At 34.4% G+C, this 22,399-nt stretch carries 24 protein-coding genes; 21 read left to right on the top strand and 3 right to left on the bottom strand.

Translation table 11 applies throughout. The features are described 5' to 3' along the window. Positions 1–24: 24 nt before the first annotated feature. Together EG359_RS09060 and EG359_RS09055 are read right to left on the bottom strand one after the other, a co-directional pair. Positions 25–444, bottom strand: a complete 420-nt coding sequence (locus tag EG359_RS09060) for an SH3 domain-containing protein (RefSeq protein WP_076352535.1) — start codon at positions 442–444, stop codon at positions 25–27. Positions 445–454: 10 nt separating this feature from the next. Then, entirely contained in the window at positions 455–943 is a 489-nt protein-coding gene (locus EG359_RS09055) for a BON domain-containing protein (protein WP_076352534.1), read from the bottom strand. Positions 944–1,165: 222 nt separating this feature from the next. On the opposite strand from EG359_RS09055, the gene EG359_RS09050 reads away from it, so the two are divergent. Both EG359_RS09050 and EG359_RS09045 read left to right on the top strand, forming a co-directional pair. After that, positions 1,166–2,416, top strand: a complete 1,251-nt coding sequence (locus EG359_RS09050; RefSeq protein ID WP_076352533.1) for a dicarboxylate/amino acid:cation symporter — start codon at positions 1,166–1,168, stop codon at positions 2,414–2,416. Positions 2,417–2,422: 6 nt separating this feature from the next. Then, a complete protein-coding gene (locus EG359_RS09045; RefSeq protein ID WP_076352532.1) occupies positions 2,423–3,145 on the top strand; it encodes a phytanoyl-CoA dioxygenase family protein in 723 nt (240 codons plus the stop codon). Positions 3,146–3,200: 55 nt separating this feature from the next. On the opposite strand, the gene EG359_RS09040 is transcribed toward EG359_RS09045, so the two are convergent. Continuing rightward, positions 3,201–4,109 (bottom strand): FN3 associated domain-containing protein, encoded by a 909-nt coding sequence (locus EG359_RS09040; protein ID WP_084180330.1) that lies wholly within the window; start codon positions 4,107–4,109, stop codon positions 3,201–3,203. A 275-nt stretch (positions 4,110–4,384) separates the two neighbouring features. Between EG359_RS09040 and EG359_RS09035 the strand changes: the two genes are divergently transcribed. From EG359_RS09035 to EG359_RS08945, 19 genes are all read left to right on the top strand, one after another. After that, complete coding sequence (locus EG359_RS09035; RefSeq protein ID WP_076352531.1) at positions 4,385–5,977, top strand: T9SS type A sorting domain-containing protein; 1,593 nt, start codon at positions 4,385–4,387, stop codon at positions 5,975–5,977. Positions 5,978–5,989: 12 nt separating this feature from the next. Beyond that, a complete protein-coding gene (locus EG359_RS09030; RefSeq protein ID WP_076352530.1) occupies positions 5,990–9,115 on the top strand; it encodes a hypothetical protein in 3,126 nt (1,041 codons plus the stop codon). A 5-nt stretch (positions 9,116–9,120) separates the two neighbouring features. Continuing rightward, a complete protein-coding gene (locus EG359_RS09025; protein ID WP_076352529.1) occupies positions 9,121–12,636 on the top strand; it encodes a DUF6443 domain-containing protein in 3,516 nt (1,171 codons plus the stop codon). A gap of 52 nt (positions 12,637–12,688) precedes the next feature. Then, positions 12,689–13,123: a hypothetical protein gene (locus tag EG359_RS09020; RefSeq protein ID WP_076352528.1), complete on the top strand. Its 435-nt coding sequence runs from the start codon at positions 12,689–12,691 to the stop codon at positions 13,121–13,123. 220 nt (positions 13,124–13,343) lie between these two features. Further along, positions 13,344–14,294 (top strand): RHS repeat-associated core domain-containing protein, encoded by a 951-nt coding sequence (locus EG359_RS09015; protein ID WP_076352527.1) that lies wholly within the window; start codon positions 13,344–13,346, stop codon positions 14,292–14,294. Between the two features lie 7 nt (positions 14,295–14,301). After that, entirely contained in the window at positions 14,302–14,589 is a 288-nt protein-coding gene (locus EG359_RS09010; RefSeq protein WP_076352526.1) for a hypothetical protein, read from the top strand. Between the two features lie 177 nt (positions 14,590–14,766). Further along, the gene (locus EG359_RS22880) at positions 14,767–15,846 is read left to right on the top strand and encodes an RHS repeat-associated core domain-containing protein (protein WP_076352525.1); all 1,080 of its coding nucleotides are present in this window, start codon (positions 14,767–14,769) and stop codon (positions 15,844–15,846) included. Further along, a complete protein-coding gene (locus EG359_RS09000; RefSeq protein WP_076352524.1) occupies positions 15,843–16,397 on the top strand; it encodes a hypothetical protein in 555 nt (184 codons plus the stop codon). Before EG359_RS22880 ends, EG359_RS09000 begins: the two co-directional genes overlap by 4 nt. 340 nt (positions 16,398–16,737) lie before the next feature. Beyond that, positions 16,738–17,646, top strand: coding sequence for an RHS repeat domain-containing protein (locus EG359_RS08995; protein WP_076352522.1), 909 nt, complete (start codon positions 16,738–16,740; stop codon positions 17,644–17,646). A gap of 4 nt (positions 17,647–17,650) precedes the next feature. Continuing rightward, positions 17,651–18,154 (top strand): glycoside hydrolase family 25 domain-containing protein, encoded by a 504-nt coding sequence (locus EG359_RS08990; protein WP_123867317.1) that lies wholly within the window; start codon positions 17,651–17,653, stop codon positions 18,152–18,154. A 30-nt stretch (positions 18,155–18,184) separates the two neighbouring features. After that, positions 18,185–19,006, top strand: coding sequence for an RHS repeat protein (locus EG359_RS08985; RefSeq protein WP_076352520.1), 822 nt, complete (start codon positions 18,185–18,187; stop codon positions 19,004–19,006). Between the two features lie 2 nt (positions 19,007–19,008). Next, complete coding sequence (locus tag EG359_RS08980) at positions 19,009–19,263, top strand: hypothetical protein (RefSeq protein ID WP_076352519.1); 255 nt, start codon at positions 19,009–19,011, stop codon at positions 19,261–19,263. A gap of 182 nt (positions 19,264–19,445) precedes the next feature. Further along, positions 19,446–19,676 carry a hypothetical protein gene (locus EG359_RS08975; RefSeq protein WP_123867315.1) on the top strand — a complete coding sequence of 77 codons (231 nt, stop codon included), beginning with the start codon at positions 19,446–19,448 and terminating at the stop codon, positions 19,674–19,676. After that, the gene (locus EG359_RS08970; RefSeq protein ID WP_076352517.1) at positions 19,673–19,966 is read left to right on the top strand and encodes a hypothetical protein; all 294 of its coding nucleotides are present in this window, start codon (positions 19,673–19,675) and stop codon (positions 19,964–19,966) included. The genes EG359_RS08975 and EG359_RS08970 overlap by 4 nt, the downstream gene beginning before the upstream one ends. Positions 19,967–19,976: 10 nt before the next feature. Beyond that, positions 19,977–20,330: an enoyl-CoA hydratase gene (locus EG359_RS08965; protein ID WP_084180327.1), complete on the top strand. Its 354-nt coding sequence runs from the start codon at positions 19,977–19,979 to the stop codon at positions 20,328–20,330. A 604-nt stretch (positions 20,331–20,934) separates the two neighbouring features. Then, positions 20,935–21,222, top strand: coding sequence for a hypothetical protein (locus EG359_RS08960; RefSeq protein ID WP_076352515.1), 288 nt, complete (start codon positions 20,935–20,937; stop codon positions 21,220–21,222). A gap of 2 nt (positions 21,223–21,224) precedes the next feature. After that, positions 21,225–21,410, top strand: coding sequence for a hypothetical protein (locus EG359_RS08955; RefSeq protein ID WP_076352514.1), 186 nt, complete (start codon positions 21,225–21,227; stop codon positions 21,408–21,410). Continuing rightward, positions 21,410–21,859 carry a hypothetical protein gene (locus tag EG359_RS08950; RefSeq protein ID WP_076352513.1) on the top strand — a complete coding sequence of 150 codons (450 nt, stop codon included), beginning with the start codon at positions 21,410–21,412 and terminating at the stop codon, positions 21,857–21,859. The genes EG359_RS08955 and EG359_RS08950 overlap by 1 nt, the downstream gene beginning before the upstream one ends. Before the next feature lie 70 nt (positions 21,860–21,929). After that, the gene (locus tag EG359_RS08945) at positions 21,930–22,355 is read left to right on the top strand and encodes a hypothetical protein (protein WP_076352512.1); all 426 of its coding nucleotides are present in this window, start codon (positions 21,930–21,932) and stop codon (positions 22,353–22,355) included. Positions 22,356–22,399 lie beyond the last annotated feature (44 nt).

The raw sequence follows: 22,399 nt of genomic DNA, 5'->3' as shown, positions 1-22,399 counted from the left end.
TTCAAAAATTATTTTTTTATGAAATTATGCTTTCAAATATCTTGAATAAGCATATCCTTCCTGCCCGTCAGCATTTTTTACTTTCCACCAGTCATCAGAAGTTTGTTCAATTAAAGTTACTGAAGAACCTTTTGCAGCTTTACCTACAACAGCAGCTTCTGTAGAAGGCTCCTGTCTGATGTTTAGGTTAGAATCTTCTGTAGCTACAGTTAAAGAAGCTCCTGAAGCAAGCCCTTCCACCTGTACGTCAATATTGATGTCTGAAGCAGAATACGTAGAGTCAATAGCTCCTAAAGCATTCCATACAGCATCTTTAGCTGCAGAATTGGAAGCACCACCGGAAACATATAGAATTCCGTCTTGCTCCTGAACCTGAAGATTTGAAATTCCAGCAGACTGAGCCGCTGCAACTACGCTTGAATATTTATCTTGTAATGTACTCATCTTAATTTAATTATTTTACAGTGTAGTTATATTTTACTTTACCTACTTTTAAAGCGTCTACAGACTGCTTAATTTTTTTAGCTTGTTCCTGAGAAACATTTCCTGTAAGAGTAAGCTCGTTATTTACTACTTCTACTTTTACGGTAGGGAAATCTTTAACAGCATCCTGAACTTTTTTCTGGATAGCAGGATCTACTGCAGATTTAGTTTCTACAGGTGCAACAACAGGAGCTGCCTCTACTTTAGACATATCCATTACATCCTTTACTCCAGTGATTGCCTTTAATTGTGCAATCATTGCATCCTTAGATTGTTGATCAGCGAAAGTTCCGCTTAAGTGAGCCACACCTTCTTTTACTTCAACAGAAGCATTGGGATTAGAAGTTACTACAGTTGTAGCTTGGGTCTGAAGATCAGCATCAGAAATTTTCTTTTTACAAGAAACTGCCCCGAAAGATACAGCTACAGCTAATGCAGCCATTGCGATAGTTTTTTTCATATTGTATATTTATTTTAATGTTGTTATACAATCAAATGTAATAATAAAATTTGTACCAAAAGAATAAAAAATCAATAAATGTTTCTTAAATTTTTTACAATATTTTCTGAACCAGTGATTTAATTTTTATGTTTCAAAAAATTAATGTGGCCTTAACGTGTTTAGAATAAAATATACTGCCAATTCAAAAACCATTATATTTGCGCAAATTGAACTATATATATGAAAGGACAGAATAAACTTTTTATAGCAATTATCATTGCGCTTATCCTGGGAGTAGGGATTGGAGGAATTGTACACGTGCAGTATCCTGAAAGTGCAGAACCTTTTTCCAAGAATATAAAACTACTTGGAACTGTTTTCATCAGATTGGTACAGATGATTATTGCGCCTTTGGTTTTTACTACTTTGGTAGTGGGGATTGCTAAAATGAGCGACATTAAAATGATTGGAAGAGTAGGAACAAAGGCAATGCTTTGGTTCATTTCTGCTTCTTTGATTTCCCTTTTCATAGGATTGATACTTGTGAACTGGCTGGAGCCGGGGCACGTTACCAAATTACCTATTCAGGATGTTGCTTCTGCTGATGAACTTCTTAAAAGCAGCAAGAGCTTTTCTCTGGAAGACTTTGTAAAGCACATGATTCCTAAAAGTTTATTTGAAGCCTTTGCTACAAATGAAGTATTACAGATTGTAGTATTTGCTATTATGTTTGGAGTGGCTTTGGCTAATTTGGGTGAAGAATATTCTAAGCCTGTTGTTAAGCTTTTCGATATTATGGCTCATGGGATCCTTAAAATGGTAGGATATATCATGTGGTTTGCTCCGCTTGGGGTATTGGGAGCTATTGCAGCTGTAGTGGCTACCAATGGTTTTGAAATATTTAAAGTATATGCTATCTATCTAAGAGACTTCTTCTTTGCGCTGGGCGTACTTTGGCTAGTGCTTTTATTGGTAGGATACTTTATCTTAGGAAACCGTTTATTTGACTTATTAAAAAGAATTAAAGAACCATTATTGATTGCTTTCTCTACAACCAGTTCAGAAGCTGTATTCCCGAAATTGGTGGAAGAGCTTGAAAAATTCGGGTGTAACAGCAGAGTAGTGTCTTTTATTTTACCTTTAGGATACTCTTTCAATCTGGATGGCAGTATGATGTATATGACGTTTGCTTCTATCTTCATTGCACAGATCTACGGTATTGAAATGACTATCGGACAGCAGATCACTATGCTTTTGGTATTGATGCTTACCTCTAAGGGAATTGCGGGAGTTCCAAGAGCTTCACTGGTAATTATTGTAGCAACTTGTTCCATGTTCGGAATTCCACCGGAAGGAATTGCTTTAATCCTGCCAATTGACCATTTCTGTGATATGGGAAGAAGTATGACTAACGTGTTAGGAAATACATTGGCTACTTCTGCAGTATCGAAGTGGGAGGGACAATTAACGGAACCATTAGACAAAATTTAAATATCAATGAGTTTAAAAAACTTAGAAACTTATAAAAGCCATATTCTTGAATATGGCTTTTCCATTATAGATAATGTTTTTTCTGATGATGAAGTAGAAAAAATAATAGCTGTTTTGAATGGTATAGATACTTCATGGGAAAATTTCAGGAAATCTGAAGATCTTTTTGCAATAAGACAGTTTTTAAAGGAAATACCGGAAATAAAGGACCTCATCTTTAATGATAACATCCAACGAATCATTACAGAAATCTTTGGAGAAAAATATTTTGTTGTAAAAAGCATCTATTTTGATAAACCTGAAACATCCAATTGGTATGTAGCCTATCATCAGGATCTGACCATTTCTGTAGATAAAAAACTGGAACTCTCCAATTTTGGACCCTGGACAACAAAGCAAAATCAGTTTGCTGTTCAGCCTCCATTGAATATTTTAGAGAATATTTATACCATCAGGATCCATTTAGATAATACAGATGAAAATAACGGAGCTTTAAAAGTCGTTCCAAAATCCCATTCCAAGGGAATATACAGACCGGAAACCATAGATTGGAAAATAGAATCAGAAAAGATCTGCAATGTGGAAAAAGGTGGAGTTATGCTGATGAAGCCTCTCATTTTGCATGGCTCAAACAGAACCACCAACGGAAAGAAAAGAAGAGTAATCCATATTGAATTTTCAGATATGGAACTTCCGGAAGTTCTTCAATGGGCTGAACGAATAAATTAAAATATTGAATAAATTATAAAATAGCCTCTTCAAAAATGAAGAGGCTATTATAGTTTTATTGTACAGAAATTTCATCAATAAAGATATAGGTTTCACCACCATTTCCCTGATGCGATTTTGGAAGTTTCCCAAAGTAGTAGGCTTTTACTTTAAGATATCTTGCTTCGGTAGGAAGAATTTCTGTGGTAAAATCCTTGATCTGTATATGCTCATTTTTAGGATCAATGTCATTGTCAATTGTTTTTAGGAGGATGAAATCTTTTCCGTTCATCGAGGCATAATATTCTACTTTTTTAGGTAGCAGGATCGATGCTTTGCTGTCGTGAAGATAAGTGGAGGATAATGTTGTAAGTTGTTGGGGAGATTTAAAATCAATAATTGCTTCAAAATTCTGTCCCTGATATCCTTGCCATTCACCTTTTTGCCAGTTTATATCACCTCTTATTCCGTCGATTAATGCAAGCTTCCCGCTGGCTGTATATTGAGGAGTTACTTTTGAAAGCGTATTGATATCCCAATAGTTAGGTCTTCTGTTGAAAGTGGCTGTGGTTACTGAGCTTTTTTCACCTTTTCTTTCAGCGTAGGCCTTAACCTGAGTGGTTCTACTGATCATAAATGGTCTTTTGTAAACAGTGAATGTCTTTTTTTTATTGGCATCATTCGCATCTGTCATATAGTAGATTTTATCTCGAGGATTCTGTGATGTAATTTCAACCTTAGTAGAAAAATCAAAAAGTCTGTCTGCTGAGATTATTGGAGAGTTTGTTTCCTGAGTATATTTGAAATCTTCATCGGATTTTCCATTTTCAAAGTCTCTTTTTTTTAGTTCTGTCTTGCTTATATTTTGGGTAGTGAGTCTTGTTTTTCCGTTTTCAGGATAAGTTTTAATTTCATCTTGAGAAAAGTTTTGTGCATTAATGATTTGAGTAATGAATAAAGAGAATACAACGAGTTTTCTTTTCATATTTTATGATTTATCAATAGCGAATATATTGAAAATACCGGGCCAAAAACTAAGAAGATAAATCATTTATAAGCATACTTAAAAGAAACTGTTCCATGTTCTGAATGTATGAAAAGAAAAATAATGTTTTCAGTTTAATGCGTCATATTCTGTCGTTATACAGCATTAGCTTTGTATATGTTTGATGGAAAATAATATAGTATGATTTATAAGTCATAAAAAAGTTAAATTTGCGACAAAATAATAAAACTAATTACTAACTTAAAAATACAGGAATGAAAAAAATTTATCTCGGTGCATTTACCTTGTGCACTGTGCTGGGTGTGTCTGCCCAGGAAGTAATCTGGCAAAGGGACATCAAGTCCTCCACCCAGGACTTTCTAAGCCAGGTGACCACTACCATCGATCAGCAATACCTTATTACGGGAAGCTCCATCCAGAGCGATAAACTCCAACAAAATAACAGACAAAACAACGGCTACGACTTCCATCTGGTAAAACTGAACCAGCAGGGAGAACAGGCCTGGGAAAAATACTTCTCAGGAAACAACCACGATTACCTTTCAGCGACGGTAACCACTCAGGATGGAGGATTTCTCTTGGCAGGAACCTCGTATTCAGGCAAGGGATTGGATAAAAAGGACGACTCCAAGGGCGGTTCAGATGTCTGGTTGATCCGCATCAATGAATTTGGGGATGAGCTGTGGCAGAAAACCCTGGGAAGCTCCTCGGACGAGGAAGCCAGGGCAGTGATCCAAACCACGGACCAAGGATTTATTATGGCAGGAAACATCCAGAACTCGCCCAAGGGACATGGCTCCAAGGATGTATGGATTGTTAAGCTCGATAAAAATGGCAAGGAAATCTCCCAGCTTATTTTAGGTGGAAGAGGCCTTGACGAGGTTGAAAAAATGATTCCCACAAGGGATGGCGGCGCATTACTGGGCGTCTATTCCCGAAGCGGGACTGTCAATAACGGTGGCAATACCTCAAATGAAAAATCGGCTAACAGCAATCAACCCTTTACAACCTCCAAGCAAAGCGAAAACTTTGGCGAGGGTGACTACTGGATCATCAAGCTCGATAAGAGCGGAAAGATTGAATGGGAAAAGAACCTTGGCGGAAAGGGAGACGACCACATCAGAACCCTTGCATTGGCTTCCAATGGCTACATTATTGGTGGGGAATCCAGATCGGAAATGTCAGGAAACAAGACCGTGGGAGTTGAAGAGGGAACAGACCTTTGGCTCATATCCTTGAATGAGCGTGGGGATGAGCAGTGGCAAAAGTCCTACACCTTTGGCAACAGGGATGTCCTAATGGGAATGAATGTAATCCAGAGCCAAGACCTAACCAAGGGAATCTTATTGGGTGGCTACACTCAGGCTGAGGGAAGAATAGAAAAGGATGATGAGACATTCTGGATGCTGTACCTTGACGGAAATGGAAATGAGCAGTGGAGAAAGCACATCAAGGGAGAATCCAGGAAAAGGGAGGAAAGACTTTCAGATTTAAGACTCAACAAAGATGGTTCCATTATTCTGGCAGGAACGAGTGCCGAGGAACTGGGCAAGGAAAACTGGAAGATTGTAAAGCTTGGTGACAGGCAGGTGAATGACCTGATTGAAAAATATGACATCAAGATCTATCCCAACCCGGTATCCGATTATGCCTACGTAGAAATAGGCTTTGACTTCAAGGAGGCTGATATTCTGGTTTATGACATGAGTGGGAGACAACTGCAAAACCTGAAAACGAAAAATAGGGTAACGAAGATCAATACACAGGCTCTGGTTCAGGGAGCTTATCTGGTGACCATAAAGACTGATAATAACAAGACGGCGAATGCAAAGCTGATTAAGAAATAAAAAACAATAACAATGAAGAAAATAATTATTCCCATAGGCATCCTGCTTATGATGGGAACCCTGCATGCACAAGAAGTACCCAAAATGGTTCCCAGAGTTATAGCACCCAATCTTGACGCCAATGCCCTAGGGGTATTTGATAAACAATCCGTGAATTTATCTACAGGAACCCCAAGTATAGGGGTATTGCTTCATGCCATTCGTGTGGGGGATATGGAACTGCCCATCAAGCTGCAGTATGATGCTTCCGGAATTAAGGTAGGGCAAATGGCTACCTCCGTAGGGTTGGGCTGGTCAATTAATAACAGTGGAGTATTGACCCAGGAAGTTAAAGACAAGATAGATGGGCAGTCCAACAATGTTATTCAACAATACCTCAATACCAATACCATTGATGGAAGAAATACCATTCTATACAATCATAAGTATATTACCCAACCTTATACAGGGGATGACCTGGAAACGGACAGCTATAATATTAACTATTTTGGCAATACTATTCCATTTTTATACAACTATAATAGCAATACGTACATTCCCCAGCAAAAGGATGATACGAGAATCATTAAGGAAGCCAATAAATGGACGGTGACCCTCAATGATGGAACAGAGTTTAATTTTGACCAGCAGTATGCAAGTAAATCCGTATCTTCCACTAAAATCACCAAGTCGCCTCAGGCAGCACAGGATTCGAATAGTTCTCCCAATTTTAACGATTCATGGTACCTTACAAAAATTGCCAGCAAGGGCCAGTCAGCGACCCTTGCATACCTGAACTCTTCCAGCATCTATGTTTCCAGGGGAGATGAAACAAATGATGCATTATCCCTTATAAGAAGCACGGAAAGCTTTAAGGTAATAAGTGAGATTACCACCCCGTTTGAAAAGGTTGTATTTGAATACAGTTCCGAAAGAGAGGATTTGATCAGTAAAACCGGCAAGGCTGATCTTTTGAAGTTCATCAAGGTATATGATACCTACGGAAAACTTGTGAAGCAGTTTCAGCTCTTTTATGATTACTACAATGAAACGCAGTCATTACCCGATTATGCCTCCGTTGTAGCCAATGCATCCAATATCTATAAAAATAAAAGACTAAGACTAAGGGCGGTAAAAAGACTGAATATTCAGACGGGCATCTATGAAAATTATTACTCATTTGACTATAATTCAGATACCCTGCCGAACAGGTTCTCTGCCTCACAGGATATATGGGGATATTATAACGGTGAAAATAATGGAGACTATATGTTTTCCAATACTGAGCAAAAGAAACTCAAGGTTAATCCACAGTATGCACTCACCGGATTATTAACAAAGGTAACCTACCCAACGGGAGGTTTTTCAGAATATACCTATGAAAGCAATGTGGCAGCTCGTCCGGTTAATTACAACTTAATGATACCCTCGGCCATCGATGGAATTCTCAAGACAATACGCCTTAACAGGATGCCTATGAATTATAAGGGAAACGGAAAATATGAGATACCATTTACAGTAGATGGCCCCATAGTCGGTAACCTCTTTAGGTCTCAGGTTAACATCAGCAATTGTCCAGGCAATATCTATTCAACAACCTGTAACTATAAGGTCATGATTGATGGCAGCTGGCTTAATCCCGGAACACTAGACAATAATGCAAATTCTTTAACCATCGGAAACCATGTGCTTACTGCACAGGCTAATGGGCATACAGAAGACCCTGACAACCTGGAGGTACCCTATTTCTTTTCCGTTGGAATGCAGTGGCAGGAAAAACAATCGGATACAGCTCCTATATTGGTAGGAGGACAACGAGTTCAAAAAATCATCTCGAAGGATAATGCCAGCACCTATACCCAGGAGTTTGCCTATGTTAATGAAGATGGGACGACATCCGGAACTATACTCACACTTCCATTTGTGGCTAGTACCAACAGCTATGGAGTGATTTATTCCCAAGGATCCAATCCATTATCGAAATTAAGTGGGCAAAACCTGGTCTACAGAAGAGTGGAAAGAATGGAAAAGAATTCCTCTGGTTTACCCAATGGAAAAACGGTTCAGTACTTTAAGAAGCCTATTACCAACACTAACTTCAATAAAATCCCCTTTCCTCCCCCTGATAACAAAAGCCATACGTATGGAGAGCTAACCAAGGAAGAATACTTTAAGTATGATGATATTGCTAATAAATTCAATAAAATTGAAGAGAGTAATTATTTTTATACCTATCCTGAAAAATGTAACATAGACAACCCCACTCCTGATTGTATCACAAGATTAAAGGGACTGTCCTACAGTGATGTTTTTAATATTACCAATACAAGCTCAACGATCTATGACAACTTCGACTGGGGCCTTTATTCTTTGGAAGCCTCACCTTATAAGCTGCTTAGTAAAACATCAACCAAATACCTTGACAATGGAGGTCTGACAACCAAGGAAGAGATGGACTATACCTCATCCATCCATAACAACCTTACCAAAAGTGTCACCACCTTTCCGGACAATACCATTCAGGAGACAAGCTACCAGTATGCCCATGAACAGAACAATACCGATATGATTACTGCCAACATGATTGGTATTCCGCTTCAGACCGAGGTTAAGGAAAATGGAAAGGTGATCTCAAAGGTAAGAAGCATTTATGGAAAGAATGCCCAAACCAGCAATTTGGTGCTTCCTGTATCAGAGCAAAAGTTTGATTCTGACAATACTGCTTCCGCACAAAGTATAGTAAGCTATGACCAGTATGATGCCAACGGAAATATCCTGCAGTATACCACAAAGGGAAGTGTTCCGACGGCCATTATCTGGGGCTATAAGAATACCCAGCCCATTGCCAGGATAGAGGGAGCCACCTATCAGGAAGCTGCAGCACTGGCTGCTGACATTATTGCGAAGTCAAACGAGGATGTGGATGCAGACAAGGAAAAAGCATTGATGAATGCGCTGGATACTTACAGAAACCAGTCTGCCTTTAAGAATCATAGCATTACCACCTATACCTATGATCCACAGGTTGGGGTAACAAGCATCACCCCTCCCACAGGGATCAGGGAATTCTACAAATATGATTCCATGAACAGGCTACAATCTGTGGTGGATGCCAACAACAATATTTTAAAGGAATTCAACTACCACTATAAAAACTAATATTGATGAAAAAAATAATTATACCTATTGGTGCCCTTTTAATGATGAGCACGGTCAATGCACAGGTGCAATTGCCAAGTGGTCTTACCGGGGTAACCAATGAAAACTATATCTACACAAGAACCTATCTTGAGGCAAAAACCCAGAGTGATGCCAATGCCAAGCAGGTAGAAACCGTTCAGTATTTTGATGGATTAGGCAGACCTAAACAGATCGTGAATGTAAAAGCTTCTCCACTAGGTAGGGACGTTGTCACCAAGATTGAATACGATGACTTTGGAAGACAGACAAAAGATTATCTTCCGGTTCCACAGGCGGGTACCATGAATGGAGCCATTGTTACAGACCCATTGTCCAATATAACTAATACTCCTTATGGTTCAGAAAAAATCTATTCGGAGAAGGTATTGGAAAATTCACCTTTAGACAGAGTTTTAGAGCAAAAACAGGTTGGAAATGACTGGAATACAAAACCTGTAAGGTTTCAATATGAGGCCAATACTACAGCAGACAAAGTAAGAAAATTTACTGTTCCTAGCATTTGGGTAAACAATGCAACACAATCTGATATCGTTAATAATGGAATCTATGGAGATGGCGAATTGTATAAAAATACAGTCACCGATGAAGATGGTAATTCAACTATAGAATTTAAAAATGGACAAGGGCAGACCTTATTGGTCAGAAAAGTGGTGAGCTCGACTGAAAATGCCGATACCTATTACGTCTATAATGAATACAATCAGCTTGCTTTTGTTCTCCCCCCTCTTGTTTCTAAACTTTCAAACTGGAATATAGAAGAACATAATGCTTTAGTTTACCAGTACCGCTATGACACAAAAGGTAGACTGGTAGAAAAGAAGCTTCCAGGCAAAGGCTGGGAGTATATGGTGTATGATAAGGCTGACAGACTGATTTTGACCCAGGATACAAACCTTAAGGCCCAGAATAAATGGATCATTACCAAGTACGATCGATTAGGTAGGGTTGCCTATACAGGACTTTTATCATCAGGCGGGGAACGAGCAGGCAGGCAAAATGAGATCAATAACCTGGTGATTGCCGAAGAAAGAAGTACCTCAGGATTTACCCGAAACGGAATGACAATCTATTACACAGATGTTTATTTTGTAGGAGAAATTCCAACCATTCTAAGTGTCAATTACTACGATTCTTACCCTGCTTACGGTTTCAATCCATCATTTCCACAATCTATTCAAGGAGAAGCTCCTCTAACGGATGCTCCTCCTGGGGGGAAAAGTACCAAAGGACTTCCCGTGATGAACCTGGTGAAGAACATTGAGGATGACAACTGGACAAAAGCCTATACTTATTATGATACCAGAGGCAGGGCCATTGCCACCCATTCCATCAATCACTTGGGAGGATATACCAGAACTGAGTCCAAGCTGGACTTTGCTGGGGTTCCCCAAACTGTTGTTACCAAGCATAAAAGATTGAATACGGATACGGAAAGGGTAATCACTGAGAACTTTGAGTACGACCATCAAAATAGGTTGCTGGTACACAAGCATCAGGTAGATTCCAATCCCGTGGAAATTCTGGCCCAGAATAAGTACAATGAACTTTCTCAGCTGGAAAGCAAGAAAGTGGGGGGAATAAATGTTGCCTCATCATTACAGCAGATCGATTATAAGTACAATATCAGAGGCTGGATGACCCAGATTAATGATCCTGCCAACCTGAGTGGAAAACTATTTGGATATGAAATTAGATATAACAGTCCTAAATTTACCAACCTAACTTCGGGAAGATACAACGGAAATATTGCAGAGGTAGACTGGAAAAATGCTGCAGAAAGTACTTTGAAAAGGTATTCCTATGTTTATGACAATCTGAATAGGCTAAAAGATGCCATTTATACAGAACCTGAATCTACCAATCCGTATAACTACAACTTTAACGAAAATCTGACCTATGATTTTAATGGAAATATCATGACTTTGAAAAGGAATGCCTATCCTGTATCTGGAACTACACCAACCCAAGTGGATGATCTTGAATACAAGTATACAGGCAACCGTTTGAATCAGGTTATAGAACATTCCCCTAATCCTTCAGGTTATGAGGGAGGAAACAATATCATTGATTATGATCAGAATGGAAATATGATCAATATGAAAGATAAGGGAATACAGTCCATTGCTTACAATTATCTGAACCTGCCAACATCAATTGGTATTCAATTCGTGAACCCTATAGGAAATATGAGTACCACAGATATAGCTCATTTGTATCGTGCTGATGGGGGAAAGCTTCGTAAAATATTTACACAGCAAGCTTACAGGGGGCTTCCTACCATCCGCAAGACAGATTATCTGGATGGATTTCAGTATTCCTATATAGAAGATGGAAGCACATGCCCTACATGTAGAACAGAATCTGCATATGAAATACAGGCATACTCGAAGGCTATTGGTCCAATAATTTCAAAACCTAAGTGGAACCTGGATTTTGTACCTACTTCGGAGGGATTTTACAGTTTCACGGAAAACCGTTATATTTACCAGTATAAGGACCACTTGGGTAATACAAGGGTGAGCTTTGCCAAAAACAGCGTAGGTGCTCTTGAAGTTACTGATACCAATAATTATTATCCGTTTGGATTAAACCATATTGGAGGATCTTCTTCTTCAAACTTTGGAAGTTACCACAGCTACAAGTACAATGGAAAGGAGCTTCAGGAAACGGGTATGTATGATTATGGGGCAAGGTTCTACATGCCAGACTTAGGAAGATGGGGTGTTTTGGATCCGTTAGCAGAAATGTATAGAAGATATTCTCCATATAATTATACTGTAAATAATCCTATTAGATTTACAGATCCTGATGGACGAACTATAAATGATCCACAAAGTAAAAAAGAAGTTGAACATACGCAAACGGCACTTAATATGAGAAAACGTCAATTAGAATTGCAAAGAAATATTATTTATAGTTCGGCGGTTGATAAAAATGGTAAGATTTCTTTAAGTAAATCTCAAAAAAGAGAATTAAGCAATATTAATGCAATGGTTAATGAAGTTAGCAAATCTATCAATGATATTACTGATATGGTCAATGATAAAGATAATGATTATGTGTTTAGAGATGCTTCATTAAACGGAGGTACACCAGAAACCAAAAGGACAGGCACAGGTGAAGTTACAATATATTTTGAGGGCTATGGTAATAAAGTACATGAAGGTAGGCATGGTGGACAGATGGCTAGAAAAGAATATGATGCTAACACTTCAGGTATTTTAACATCTGGAAGTTTTGGAGCGAGTAAGGAAGTAGATGCCTATAAAGCACAATTATCAGCAGTTGGTCAAATACTGTATCAGCCATATTTAGATTTTTCTAATTCTAGTAATTTACTAAAAATAGGCAACACACAAACTGTTACAGAGCTTAATGCTATTAACAATAGTTTTCTTCAGAGCTTAGTTGATAAGCCTGGATTGAACCAAACTTTAATTTATCCCCCATCAACTAATACAAAATATTATGCACAATAAAATAATTTATATCATGTTTATTTTATTTGTTTCGTGTAAAAACAAATCATTAATGATATCGAAAAATGAATATGTTTACGAGAATGATAATAGAAAGTTATCTATCCAAATAATAGATGAAAATAATCTTATTATTAAAAATATTTTTAATTGTACTAATATAAATGATCAATTTAAAAATATAGTGATAAAAAAAAAATATTATATTTCTAAGAATAAAATAGTCATTTTGGATCCTGAAAAAGAGGAATTTAAATTGCCTTATTTCAACAATAGTAATTGTAACTTTTTAAGTGAAAAATATAGAACAAGTGTAAAACACTATTATGATGGTAGAACGTTTTATCCAGATAAATCTTTGTATTACATACCGAATATTGACACCTTAAGTATAACACAAGATAATAATTTATATTATTATAAAAAGATTGGCAAGGGAAGTGTGGGTTTTATATTTAGAAAGTACCCAGCAACTCAAAGCCAATGACTTTTAGCCTATACAATTGAATCATATTGCAGATTGACATAACTAGCTTAATAACTAAAATATATTTAAATTAGAATAGGAATTTTCCTATTCTGATTTTGTCTTATATGGATGGGTTTTTAATATCATACTATTTTTCAAGGGTGCTTCATTTAGGATGCTGTAATTCAAAGAAAAATATATATTTACCAGTATAAGGACTACTTGGGGTAATGCAGGGGTGAGCTTTGCCAAAAATAGCGTAGGTGCTCTTGAAGTTACTGATACCAATAATTACTATCCGTTTGGATTAAACCATATTGGAGGATCTTCTTCTTCAAACTTTGGAAGTTACCACAGCTACAAGTATAATGGGAAGGAGCTTCAGGAGACGGGAATGTATGACTATGGAGCAAGGATGTATATGCCGGATTTGGGAAGATGGGGTGTACACGATCCTCTATCTGAAACTACTTTACAACCCTATAGTTATGCAGATAATAATCCTATTTTTTATAATGACCCGACAGGGATGATTGCCCAACAACCTGAAACAATTGCAACAATTTATAAGCATAAAAGAACAGGAGAAGAGGTAAATGTTAATGATGGAGTTAATGAAACTGTTTTAGTTAATGGACATGACTTTGCAAAAGCAAAAACTTATGCTAAATATTATGATTCTAATAGAGCTAGTGTATATGGAAATTCTAATTATGAAGTAAACCAAGGGTATATAGATTTTTATTACAATACTAGATACGGAAGTGGTTTTAGTTTTGCATCTTTATTTGATTCGGGGCCAGACAAACGAAAGATGCCGACCAGTGATGAAGATACTATGATATTGCTGGAAATGCCTGATATAGGTAGAGGACCATTAAAAAGTTCTTTGAAAGCAGTAGGGAAATCACTTGCTAAAAAAAATGTTGGAAAAACTTCAGGATGGATTGTAAGGAAAGAATTTAATTCATTAGACCCTTTATTGCAAGCAAAATTTAAGCATGCACTAACAAAAGGAATTGTTCCTCCAAAAGGTAATATAGGAATAATAAAATTAACAGAAAGCGAAGCTAAATCTACAGGATATACATATAAACTTAAAATATTGCATAAAGGAGGAGATTTAAGAATTTATGGAAACCCATTAGAAAATGGACATATTGTATTTGATAAAATAATGACACACTAACCAGATTATGATAAGTAAAATAGATATCAAGAAATTTTTTAAGTATGCCTTAAAGAATGTTAACGAAATTCTTAAGAATGAAGATTTAGATACAGAATTAAAAGAACTATATAATAATGATAGCTTACATTTTATAGAAAAATCAGTTTGCTATGTTTTGTATAATAGACATAATTATTTTACCAATACATATAAAATAGATATAGATGTTGAAGATAATCACAATAGACGTATTTGCTCTTATATTCTATATTTAGATGAAGATGAAAATTTTATTGACGAATTTTTATTATAAATAACTAATCCTGAAAAAGGCTGACTAGTTTACTAACTCAAATATACTTAAATCAGAATAGGAAAATTCCTATTCTGATTTTTATAGATTTTTAATTTCAGATTATTTTTCAAGTGTATTTGGTTTGGGATATTATAATTCAAAGAAAACCGTTATATCTATTAGTATAAGGACCACTTGGGTAATGCAAGGGTGAGCTTTGCCAAAAACAGCGAAGGTGCTCTTGAAGTTACTGATACCAATAATTACTATCCGTTTGGATTAAACCATATTGGAGGATCTTCTTCTTCAAAAATTGGAAGTCATTATAACTATAAATACAACCGCAAAGAATTACAAGAAACAGGTATGTATGATTATGGAGCGAGAATGTATATGGCAGATCTGGGAAGATGGGGAGTCATAGATCCGCTGGCTGAGAAAATGCGCCGCCATACCCCGTATAATTATGCAGCAAATAATCCAGTTTTCTATATTGATCCTGATGGAATGTTGTCTGTAAGCTCTCTTCAGCAAATGTGGGATAATACAACTTCCTCAAGTACATGGACTAATAATGGCAATGGGACTTTTGATGGTGGAGAAAATGATGATATTAGAACTACAATAAATTCTTCAAGACGAGAAGGAAATACAGAATACAAAAATGTAAATATGACTGTAACAATGAAAGTCTTAAATCTTTCAGGTGCAGATTTATCATCTACTATATTTAGTAAATCCAAAGGTTCAGTTTCATTAAAAGAATTCCAAGGTTTAGGATATCAATCATATGGAGCCTCAATAAATTCAAGTGTTTATATTAGTTCATTTAATATTGAATATGAAGTTGTTAATAGCTTTGATAAAATTGGAAAAAATGATCATGTTATGATGATAGTAGATGAAGTTGTTGATTCAAATGCAGGTGGTGGTGATACTTTAGGTTGGGGAACATTAGGGGGTAGAATTGGTGCGGTTGAAAAGAAAACAATAGGCTCTAACCTATTCAATGATGTTGTGAAACACGAGTTAGGTCATAATTTAGGATTAGATCATTCAAATAGTGGACTAATGACTGCTTTTACTTCTGGATCAACATCGTTAAGTAATCCTGAGAAAAATACTATTTATACGGCTTCAGGCTTAGGTGTTATTTTATCAAATGGAATGACTGGAAAATCTTTTTCATCTCAGGCAAGTTGGCTAAAAGGATGGGATAAAACTCCTTCTGCTACATTAGCTCGAGACTTTTATAAAAAAAATGTTAAAAAATGAGAATACTAATAGTCACTAGTTTGTTATTGTATGTTTTAGTTTCGTGTAATAAATCTAATATTGTTGATGAAAAATTATGTCAGGAATATAATATTGAACAATATAAATTTTGTATTCCTAATAATTGGGTAAACAAAGAAAATACTAAATATGATTCAAAAATTTTTTTATTTGTAAATAAAGGAGACTCAATAGTTATAAGCAGTGGTGTTACAAATATAATAGATGATCCAATAGTTGTAGACAATGAAAAAGAGAAGCAAATATTACTTGAATTTTCTAATGGAGAACTGTTATCTAAGGATATAGTAATATATAAAAATAAAGATTTTGATACATCACATTCAACCTATCTTAAAAATTATTATTACTATGATAAAATAAATAATATTGATGTATTATTGATTTTTCCCAAAAAACAAGAAGGTACTATTGGAGCGATTTTTAATAAAGAGACTGGAGGTAATAAGCTTTCTATTTACTGTAACGATCCATCGATAGAAACACAACAGTCAATTAAAAGAATATTAGAAACAGTTAAAATAAGATAATTATTTACTCAATTTACCACTTCCGCATGATTGCATCGTGTGGTAGATAAGAAAAAACCTCTCAATTTGCGAGGTTTTTTCTTACCATAATTTAGTCTGTTTTTATTAAAAAAATCTTTTAATTTTTGCTAGCAAGCATTTTGTTTATCATTTTGAAAATCATAAGATTAAAGGTGAGAGTTTTGTATTTTTTCCTACTGCTGAGGGATACTGTGATTATAAAAAAGATCAGTATATTTACCAGTACAAGGATCACCTTAGAAATGTAAGGGTAAGCTTTGGCAGAAACAGCGCAGGCGCTCTTGAAATCACAGATGCTAATGACTACTATCCTTTTGGGATGAACCATTTGAAAACAGGGAATGCGTTTTATGGACAGGGTTCTTACAAGAATTACAAGTACAACGGCAAGGAATTGCAGGAGACGGGAATGTATGACTATGGTGCGAGGATGTATATGGCAGATATTGGTAGATGGGGAGTTGTAGATCCGCTGGCGGAGAAATATTTTAATATATCGCCATTTAATTATACCGCAAATAATCCTATTCTTTATATTGATCCCGATGGAATGCAATTAGATTTGAGTAATATAATGAAGAAAGGTAATGAAGAGCAATATAAAGCTTTTGTGTTTTTTGCTAAAACAAAAGAAGGACAAGCTTTTTTATCTAAATATATGGAGAAAGGACAAAAAGTTGAATATGGAGGAAAGACTATTTTTGAAGCCAAGGCTAATGGAGAGTATCATAATAAAGGTATAGATCTATCATATGGAGTCAAAACAGACTCATCCATAGGAGGTTCTACAAAAGGCAAAATTAAGGGAGATGAGAAGAATGTCTCGATTTTGATTTCAAATAAAGCATATGGCGATTCTGGCAGTCAGTTTTTTAATACCTTAAGACAGATAGTTCACGAATCTTTTGTTCACGCTGATTTGGAAGCTAACGATCTTCAAGATGATGGCTATCTTAATTCAAGTAGCATCCCAAAAGAATACAGAAAATATGACACTTGGGAATCTCAACATGGGCAACATTATTATATTCAGAATGAGTATTTAAAAGATCCTACAAACAATAAAGTAAATACATACACTAAGGAGGGGTTTCAAATTCTTAAGCAAGCAAACGAAGCTCTAAAATTAAAGTTAGGTAATTCTCAGATAAAAACTGAAATGTGGAATTTTAACGGGTCTATGATAAAAGTAGATAAAAATGGAAGTCTCAAACATAAAGATCAATAGTTGTATGAAATTAATTAGTATTATAATGATTAGTGTACTCTTGCTTTCATGTCATAAAGAAAAGCAAGAGTATATTGAAATATCATTAGGATTTAGTATGGATCCTAATGAACCAAGGATTGGAATCCTCATAAATGACAAAGACTCTTTGTATGTATGTAAGGAAGATTTAATATCTGTTAAAAATGGAGTAAAATATAAATATTTTAAATCAACTCAAAAGATTGATTTTGCTTCTTACAAAAAAAGAATATTAAACTCTTTTTATGATTCAATTCAATTTAAAAGTACTCCTGATGCCCAACCACGACAGATAAATTATTATTTAAATGGGAAGAATCTCAAATTTAGATTTTATTCACACGAATTATCAAAGAGGCAAGAGGAAATTATTGAGGACTTGATTTTACTAAAAGAAGATAAAAGACTTAAAGAAATTCCTTATCATAAGTTTTCACGAGATTTGCTAGATTCTAAAATTCCTAACCCTCCATCTCCACCTAAATAACATTACAACTATAAGTACAACGGCAAGGAATTGCAGGAGACTGGTTTTTTGGACTTTGGAAGCCGTCAATATATGAATGATTTGAATCGTTGGTTTTCTCCAGATCCATTGAGTGAAGAGTTTCCAGATTGGTCACCTTATAACTATGCATTCAATAATCCTATTAGGAATATTGATCCCGATGGGAATGCCCCTGAAGATGTAATTGATGGTGGAGACGAGGATTGTTGTAATGATTTTTTTACAGGAATAAAAGAAGGTATTTCAGGGAGGATTCAGGGAATAAAAAGCTTTATAAATGATCCTGTTGGAACAACAAAAAATGCGGTAAGTGATTATACTTGGAGCGATTATGTAGATGGGACAGCTAATTCATTGACAATGGGTATTTATGGAACGGCTAAAACGGGAGGAAAAGCAATTCAGGGAGATTATCGAGGTGCGGGTCGAGATGTGGGAGAAAAAGCGTTCGATATGGCAACGGTAAGTGCAACTGCGGGAGCTGTAAAAGGAATCAAAGCTATAAAACCAACAACATTGTACAGAGGGGTTAATGAAGGACATGCAGGCTATTTAGAAGCTCTACAAGGAAAAGCAACTCCTGCTGAACATAATGGAGGAAATACAAATAGTAATTATACATCGTGGACAAAGAATAAAGAGGTCGCAAAAAATTATTCTTTAAGACCAAATGGAAATGGTGTTATATTGAAGAAAACTGTTCCTGTATATAAAACAGTAAAAAGTCCAAGTCTTAAGAATGTTAATTTAAAACAAACTCCAGGTAAAATAGTAAATGAACAAGAAATTTTACTAAGAGGTAAAGTTAGAGGTGCGAAAATAACAAATTAATAATGAAAAACTTTCCAAATATAAATGAAAATCAGTATGTCATAGTAATGGCAGACGGAAAAACAGGGAACATTCTTAATATTAACAAAGAATGGTCTCTAGACAATAATCATTCAATATTTTCTATATTTAATAGTATTGACGAAGCGTTAAATTTTATAGGAAAAGATCAAACAGATAATGATTGGGTAGAATATATTATCTACGATAAAAATCAAAGTGTTGTTAAATATATTGAAGCAATCAAATGGAGTTGATTCTGGCTGTTGCTAAAAGTTAAAAACTTTGAGTTAAGGAAAATAAAACCACTGCTAAAACAGTGGTTTTTGTATATAAAAATAGAAGTATTTGCATTTAGAAAAGTTATTATATTTACCAGTACAAGAATCACCTTGGAAACTTAAGGGTAAGGAGCTTCAGGAAAGTGGAATGTATGATTATGGAGAAAGAATCACCATTAGCTATTAGTAGAGATTTATTGAAGTTTTATTTGAAAATTTTTCAATTATTATCAAATAAAAATAAATACTATATAATTGCAGGAGGTCTTCTTATTGGTAAAAATAAATGGACAGTACAAGACAGAATAATTAATTTTAGTTCTAATTTAGAACATGATGAAGTAATATTTCAAAGTTCAAAATTGATAATGAAAGAAATAAAAAAATGAACTTTAAGAATAAATTTCCAGAATTATTTCAATTCTTTGGAGGATATTTTCCGGATGCTGATTTTGATAATTTAACTGATGAAAATGTTGTGAGAAATTATGTTATAGATTGTAATAAATCTGAAGTTTCAAAAAAAGCATTAGAAAAAGCAAAAGAAGAACTATCAATATTAATAGTCAAAATTGATAGCTATTGGGAAGATGTAGAGAGTGAAACCAATCGTTATTTTGAAGGACCACAAGACGCTTTAAATTGGTTAAATATGGTTTGGAGGGAATTGAATAAATAATATAAATATTTTGGAAACAGAGAAGTCTAAAAAAGAATTTTTTAATATAATTAAAGAGAGAAGATGTTTTTTAGATCATTTTGAAAACTATAAAGTTAAGATAAGTGACAGTGATAATTTTGAAAAAGAAAATCTTATAGGAATATATAAAATTAGACAATATAGCGCTGTGAGAACAGGAAATAATAAATTATCTCAAGAAATAGGTGCTTTAATTTTAGATTTAGAAAAATATCAAGAAAATAAACTAAAATTAGTAAGCTTATTGGGTAAGAAATACTACGGAATATTCTATTTAAGTGAAAACTTGGATAAGGTTATTGGATATTTAGAACAAGAAATTGATGAAGATAAATTTAATTAATTATTTTGATCTAAATTCCCTAAAAATAAAATTAGAAATCATAATATTTGATAAAGATGTAATTAAGTTTGGTTCAGGTCTAAATAAATTAATGAGAGGAAACATGAGAGATACTGCTGTAGATCAAAAATGAAAAATAAAATTCAATTTATTCCACTATTATTTTTTATAGTAAATATTTTTATTTATTTAATATTTCATTTTCTATTTAAGTATGATTTAAATAGAAAATTATATTATGAGTTCTATACTATTATACTTGTAATATTAGTGTTTGGAAATATTTTTATTTCAATACTATTTTTTGTAATACTTTATATGAAAAAAATGTATGAAAAGATATATTATTCACTAATTCCTGTTTTTATATATATAATATTTTTTATTATATCACTAGTTATAATATTTAAATAATAGAAATCTATATAGCTAACTACTTTTCTTCTTGTATTGAAGAATATTATTATGGTAGATAAAACAAGACCTCACAACTTGTGGGGTTTTTATATTTGTAATACTGTTTATTTTTATTAAAAAATCTTTTAATTTTTGCTAGTAATTATTTTATCATTTTAGAAATAACGAGCTTAAAGATAAGAATCTTGTGTTTTTCCCTACAGCTGAGGGCTTTTATGATTATAAAAAAGATCAGTATATTTACCAGTACAAGGATCACCTTGGAAACGTAAGGGTAAGCTTTGGTAAAAACAACTCAGGCGCTCTTGAAATCACAGATGCCAATGACTACTATCCTTTTGGGATGAACCATTTGAAGACAGGTAATGCATTTTTTGGAGTAGGCAGCTATAAGAATTATAAAGAGCCGCAAGAGACTAGTTGGTATAGTTTTAAATGGAAAAAGCAATTAAATACGTTGACGGAAGCGGTATAGACATGACATCGCAAACAAGAAATGATGTGGTAAATTATGTTTTTGATGGAACTTTGCCTAATCCTACAGCAGTATTAATGCCAAATTCTTTGATTATATCCAATGGAACACAGATTATGAAAACCAATAACATTCCTATTCAGCCTCTTAATGAACAATTAAACGCTAACAAAAAAGTTTCACTATAATGAAGTTAACAACACTATATTTAGTTTTATTTTTGTTCTGCATCAGTTGTGTATCGCAAGATCAGAAAGATAAAGAACAGATAAAAGAAACAGTTTTTAAATACTGGGAATCTGTAAAAGACAATGATTTACAATCGTATAATAGTCTAATTTATGATTCTGAAAATTATCCTGGAGTAACCGCCTCAGAATTATTTTTTTTGAACAAACATTATAATGAAATCAACTCTAAAAAAGATTTGTTAAAAAACATTAAAATAAAAGATACTACAGATATTTTTATTCCAAGTGTTAAAATGAAATATGTTCAGTATATTATAGTTAAAGAAAATGATCCTGATAATTTGAAAAAGGATCTTATCATAACTTTGATGTTTTATAAATCTAGCGGACTTAATAAAATATATAATCCTGTGGTTTTAGAAAACCATATTGGTTGGGATAAGTAAGAGAAAAGCTACCTAATCGGTGCCCGATCTTGCGGATTTGCAAATCAGTGAGCAGTAACACCGCATTGCGGTGGGGGTTTTTACAGATGGTAAATATATAGGATTTATGGCTTCTGGTGGCGGGAAATTACCTAATTCGGTAGCAGAATCTAAAGAAGAACATCAGGTATTAGTCAATTATTTTAAGAATTTACCTGAAGTATCGGATGTTTTAGTCAATCCTAAATTAGATAGTTTATTAATTAAGACATTCGGTTCAGGAGCTGATGAAAGATATTTAGAAAACTACATTTCTATGACGAAAAAAGGTCTTTATTCTTATGACAAAACAGTTTTAAGTAATTTTTTAGCTCCTCATTATCATTTAGTAGCCATTCCTAAAGAACCATTGAAGTTAGAAAACCTTCCTCAGGACATATTAGATATTCTTTCAAAAACTAAATTTCCAAATCATATTGAAAATATCCGAGAAATAAATATATCGGAAATAAATTAAAATAAAAACCACCGATTTTGGTGGTTTTTATTTTATAAACTACT

Source organism: Chryseobacterium joostei, from assembly GCF_003815775.1.
In the GTDB taxonomy this organism is placed as follows: Bacteria; Bacteroidota; Bacteroidia; order Flavobacteriales; family Weeksellaceae; genus Chryseobacterium; species Chryseobacterium joostei.
This window is presented reverse-complemented; position numbering and strand designations above follow the sequence as displayed.

What these genes read in the sequence shown, in the direction of transcription:
- EG359_RS09035 (WP_076352531.1), top strand. Translation starts at nt 4,385, where the DNA reads ATGAAAAAAATTTATCTCGGTGCATTTACCTTGTGCACTGTGCTGGGT.
- EG359_RS09045 (WP_076352532.1), top strand. Translation starts at nt 2,423, where the DNA reads ATGAGTTTAAAAAACTTAGAAACTTATAAAAGCCATATTCTTGAATAT.
- EG359_RS09055 (WP_076352534.1), bottom strand. Translation starts at nt 943, where the DNA reads ATGAAAAAAACTATCGCAATGGCTGCATTAGCTGTAGCTGTATCTTTC.
- EG359_RS09060 (WP_076352535.1), bottom strand. Translation starts at nt 444, where the DNA reads ATGAGTACATTACAAGATAAATATTCAAGCGTAGTTGCAGCGGCTCAG.
- EG359_RS08955 (WP_076352514.1), top strand. Translation starts at nt 21,225, where the DNA reads ATGACATCGCAAACAAGAAATGATGTGGTAAATTATGTTTTTGATGGA.
- EG359_RS08980 (WP_076352519.1), top strand. Translation starts at nt 19,009, where the DNA reads ATGAAAAACTTTCCAAATATAAATGAAAATCAGTATGTCATAGTAATG.
- EG359_RS08975 (WP_123867315.1), top strand. Translation starts at nt 19,446, where the DNA reads ATGGAGAAAGAATCACCATTAGCTATTAGTAGAGATTTATTGAAGTTT.
- EG359_RS09030 (WP_076352530.1), top strand. Translation starts at nt 5,990, where the DNA reads ATGAAGAAAATAATTATTCCCATAGGCATCCTGCTTATGATGGGAACC.
- EG359_RS09020 (WP_076352528.1), top strand. Translation starts at nt 12,689, where the DNA reads ATGATATCGAAAAATGAATATGTTTACGAGAATGATAATAGAAAGTTA.
- EG359_RS08970 (WP_076352517.1), top strand. Translation starts at nt 19,673, where the DNA reads ATGAACTTTAAGAATAAATTTCCAGAATTATTTCAATTCTTTGGAGGA.
- EG359_RS08995 (WP_076352522.1), top strand. Translation starts at nt 16,738, where the DNA reads ATGAACCATTTGAAAACAGGGAATGCGTTTTATGGACAGGGTTCTTAC.
- EG359_RS09050 (WP_076352533.1), top strand. Translation starts at nt 1,166, where the DNA reads ATGAAAGGACAGAATAAACTTTTTATAGCAATTATCATTGCGCTTATC.
- EG359_RS09025 (WP_076352529.1), top strand. Translation starts at nt 9,121, where the DNA reads ATGAAAAAAATAATTATACCTATTGGTGCCCTTTTAATGATGAGCACG.
- EG359_RS08950 (WP_076352513.1), top strand. Translation starts at nt 21,410, where the DNA reads ATGAAGTTAACAACACTATATTTAGTTTTATTTTTGTTCTGCATCAGT.
- EG359_RS09040 (WP_084180330.1), bottom strand. Translation starts at nt 4,109, where the DNA reads ATGAAAAGAAAACTCGTTGTATTCTCTTTATTCATTACTCAAATCATT.
- EG359_RS09010 (WP_076352526.1), top strand. Translation starts at nt 14,302, where the DNA reads ATGATAAGTAAAATAGATATCAAGAAATTTTTTAAGTATGCCTTAAAG.
- EG359_RS09000 (WP_076352524.1), top strand. Translation starts at nt 15,843, where the DNA reads ATGAGAATACTAATAGTCACTAGTTTGTTATTGTATGTTTTAGTTTCG.
- EG359_RS08990 (WP_123867317.1), top strand. Translation starts at nt 17,651, where the DNA reads ATGAAATTAATTAGTATTATAATGATTAGTGTACTCTTGCTTTCATGT.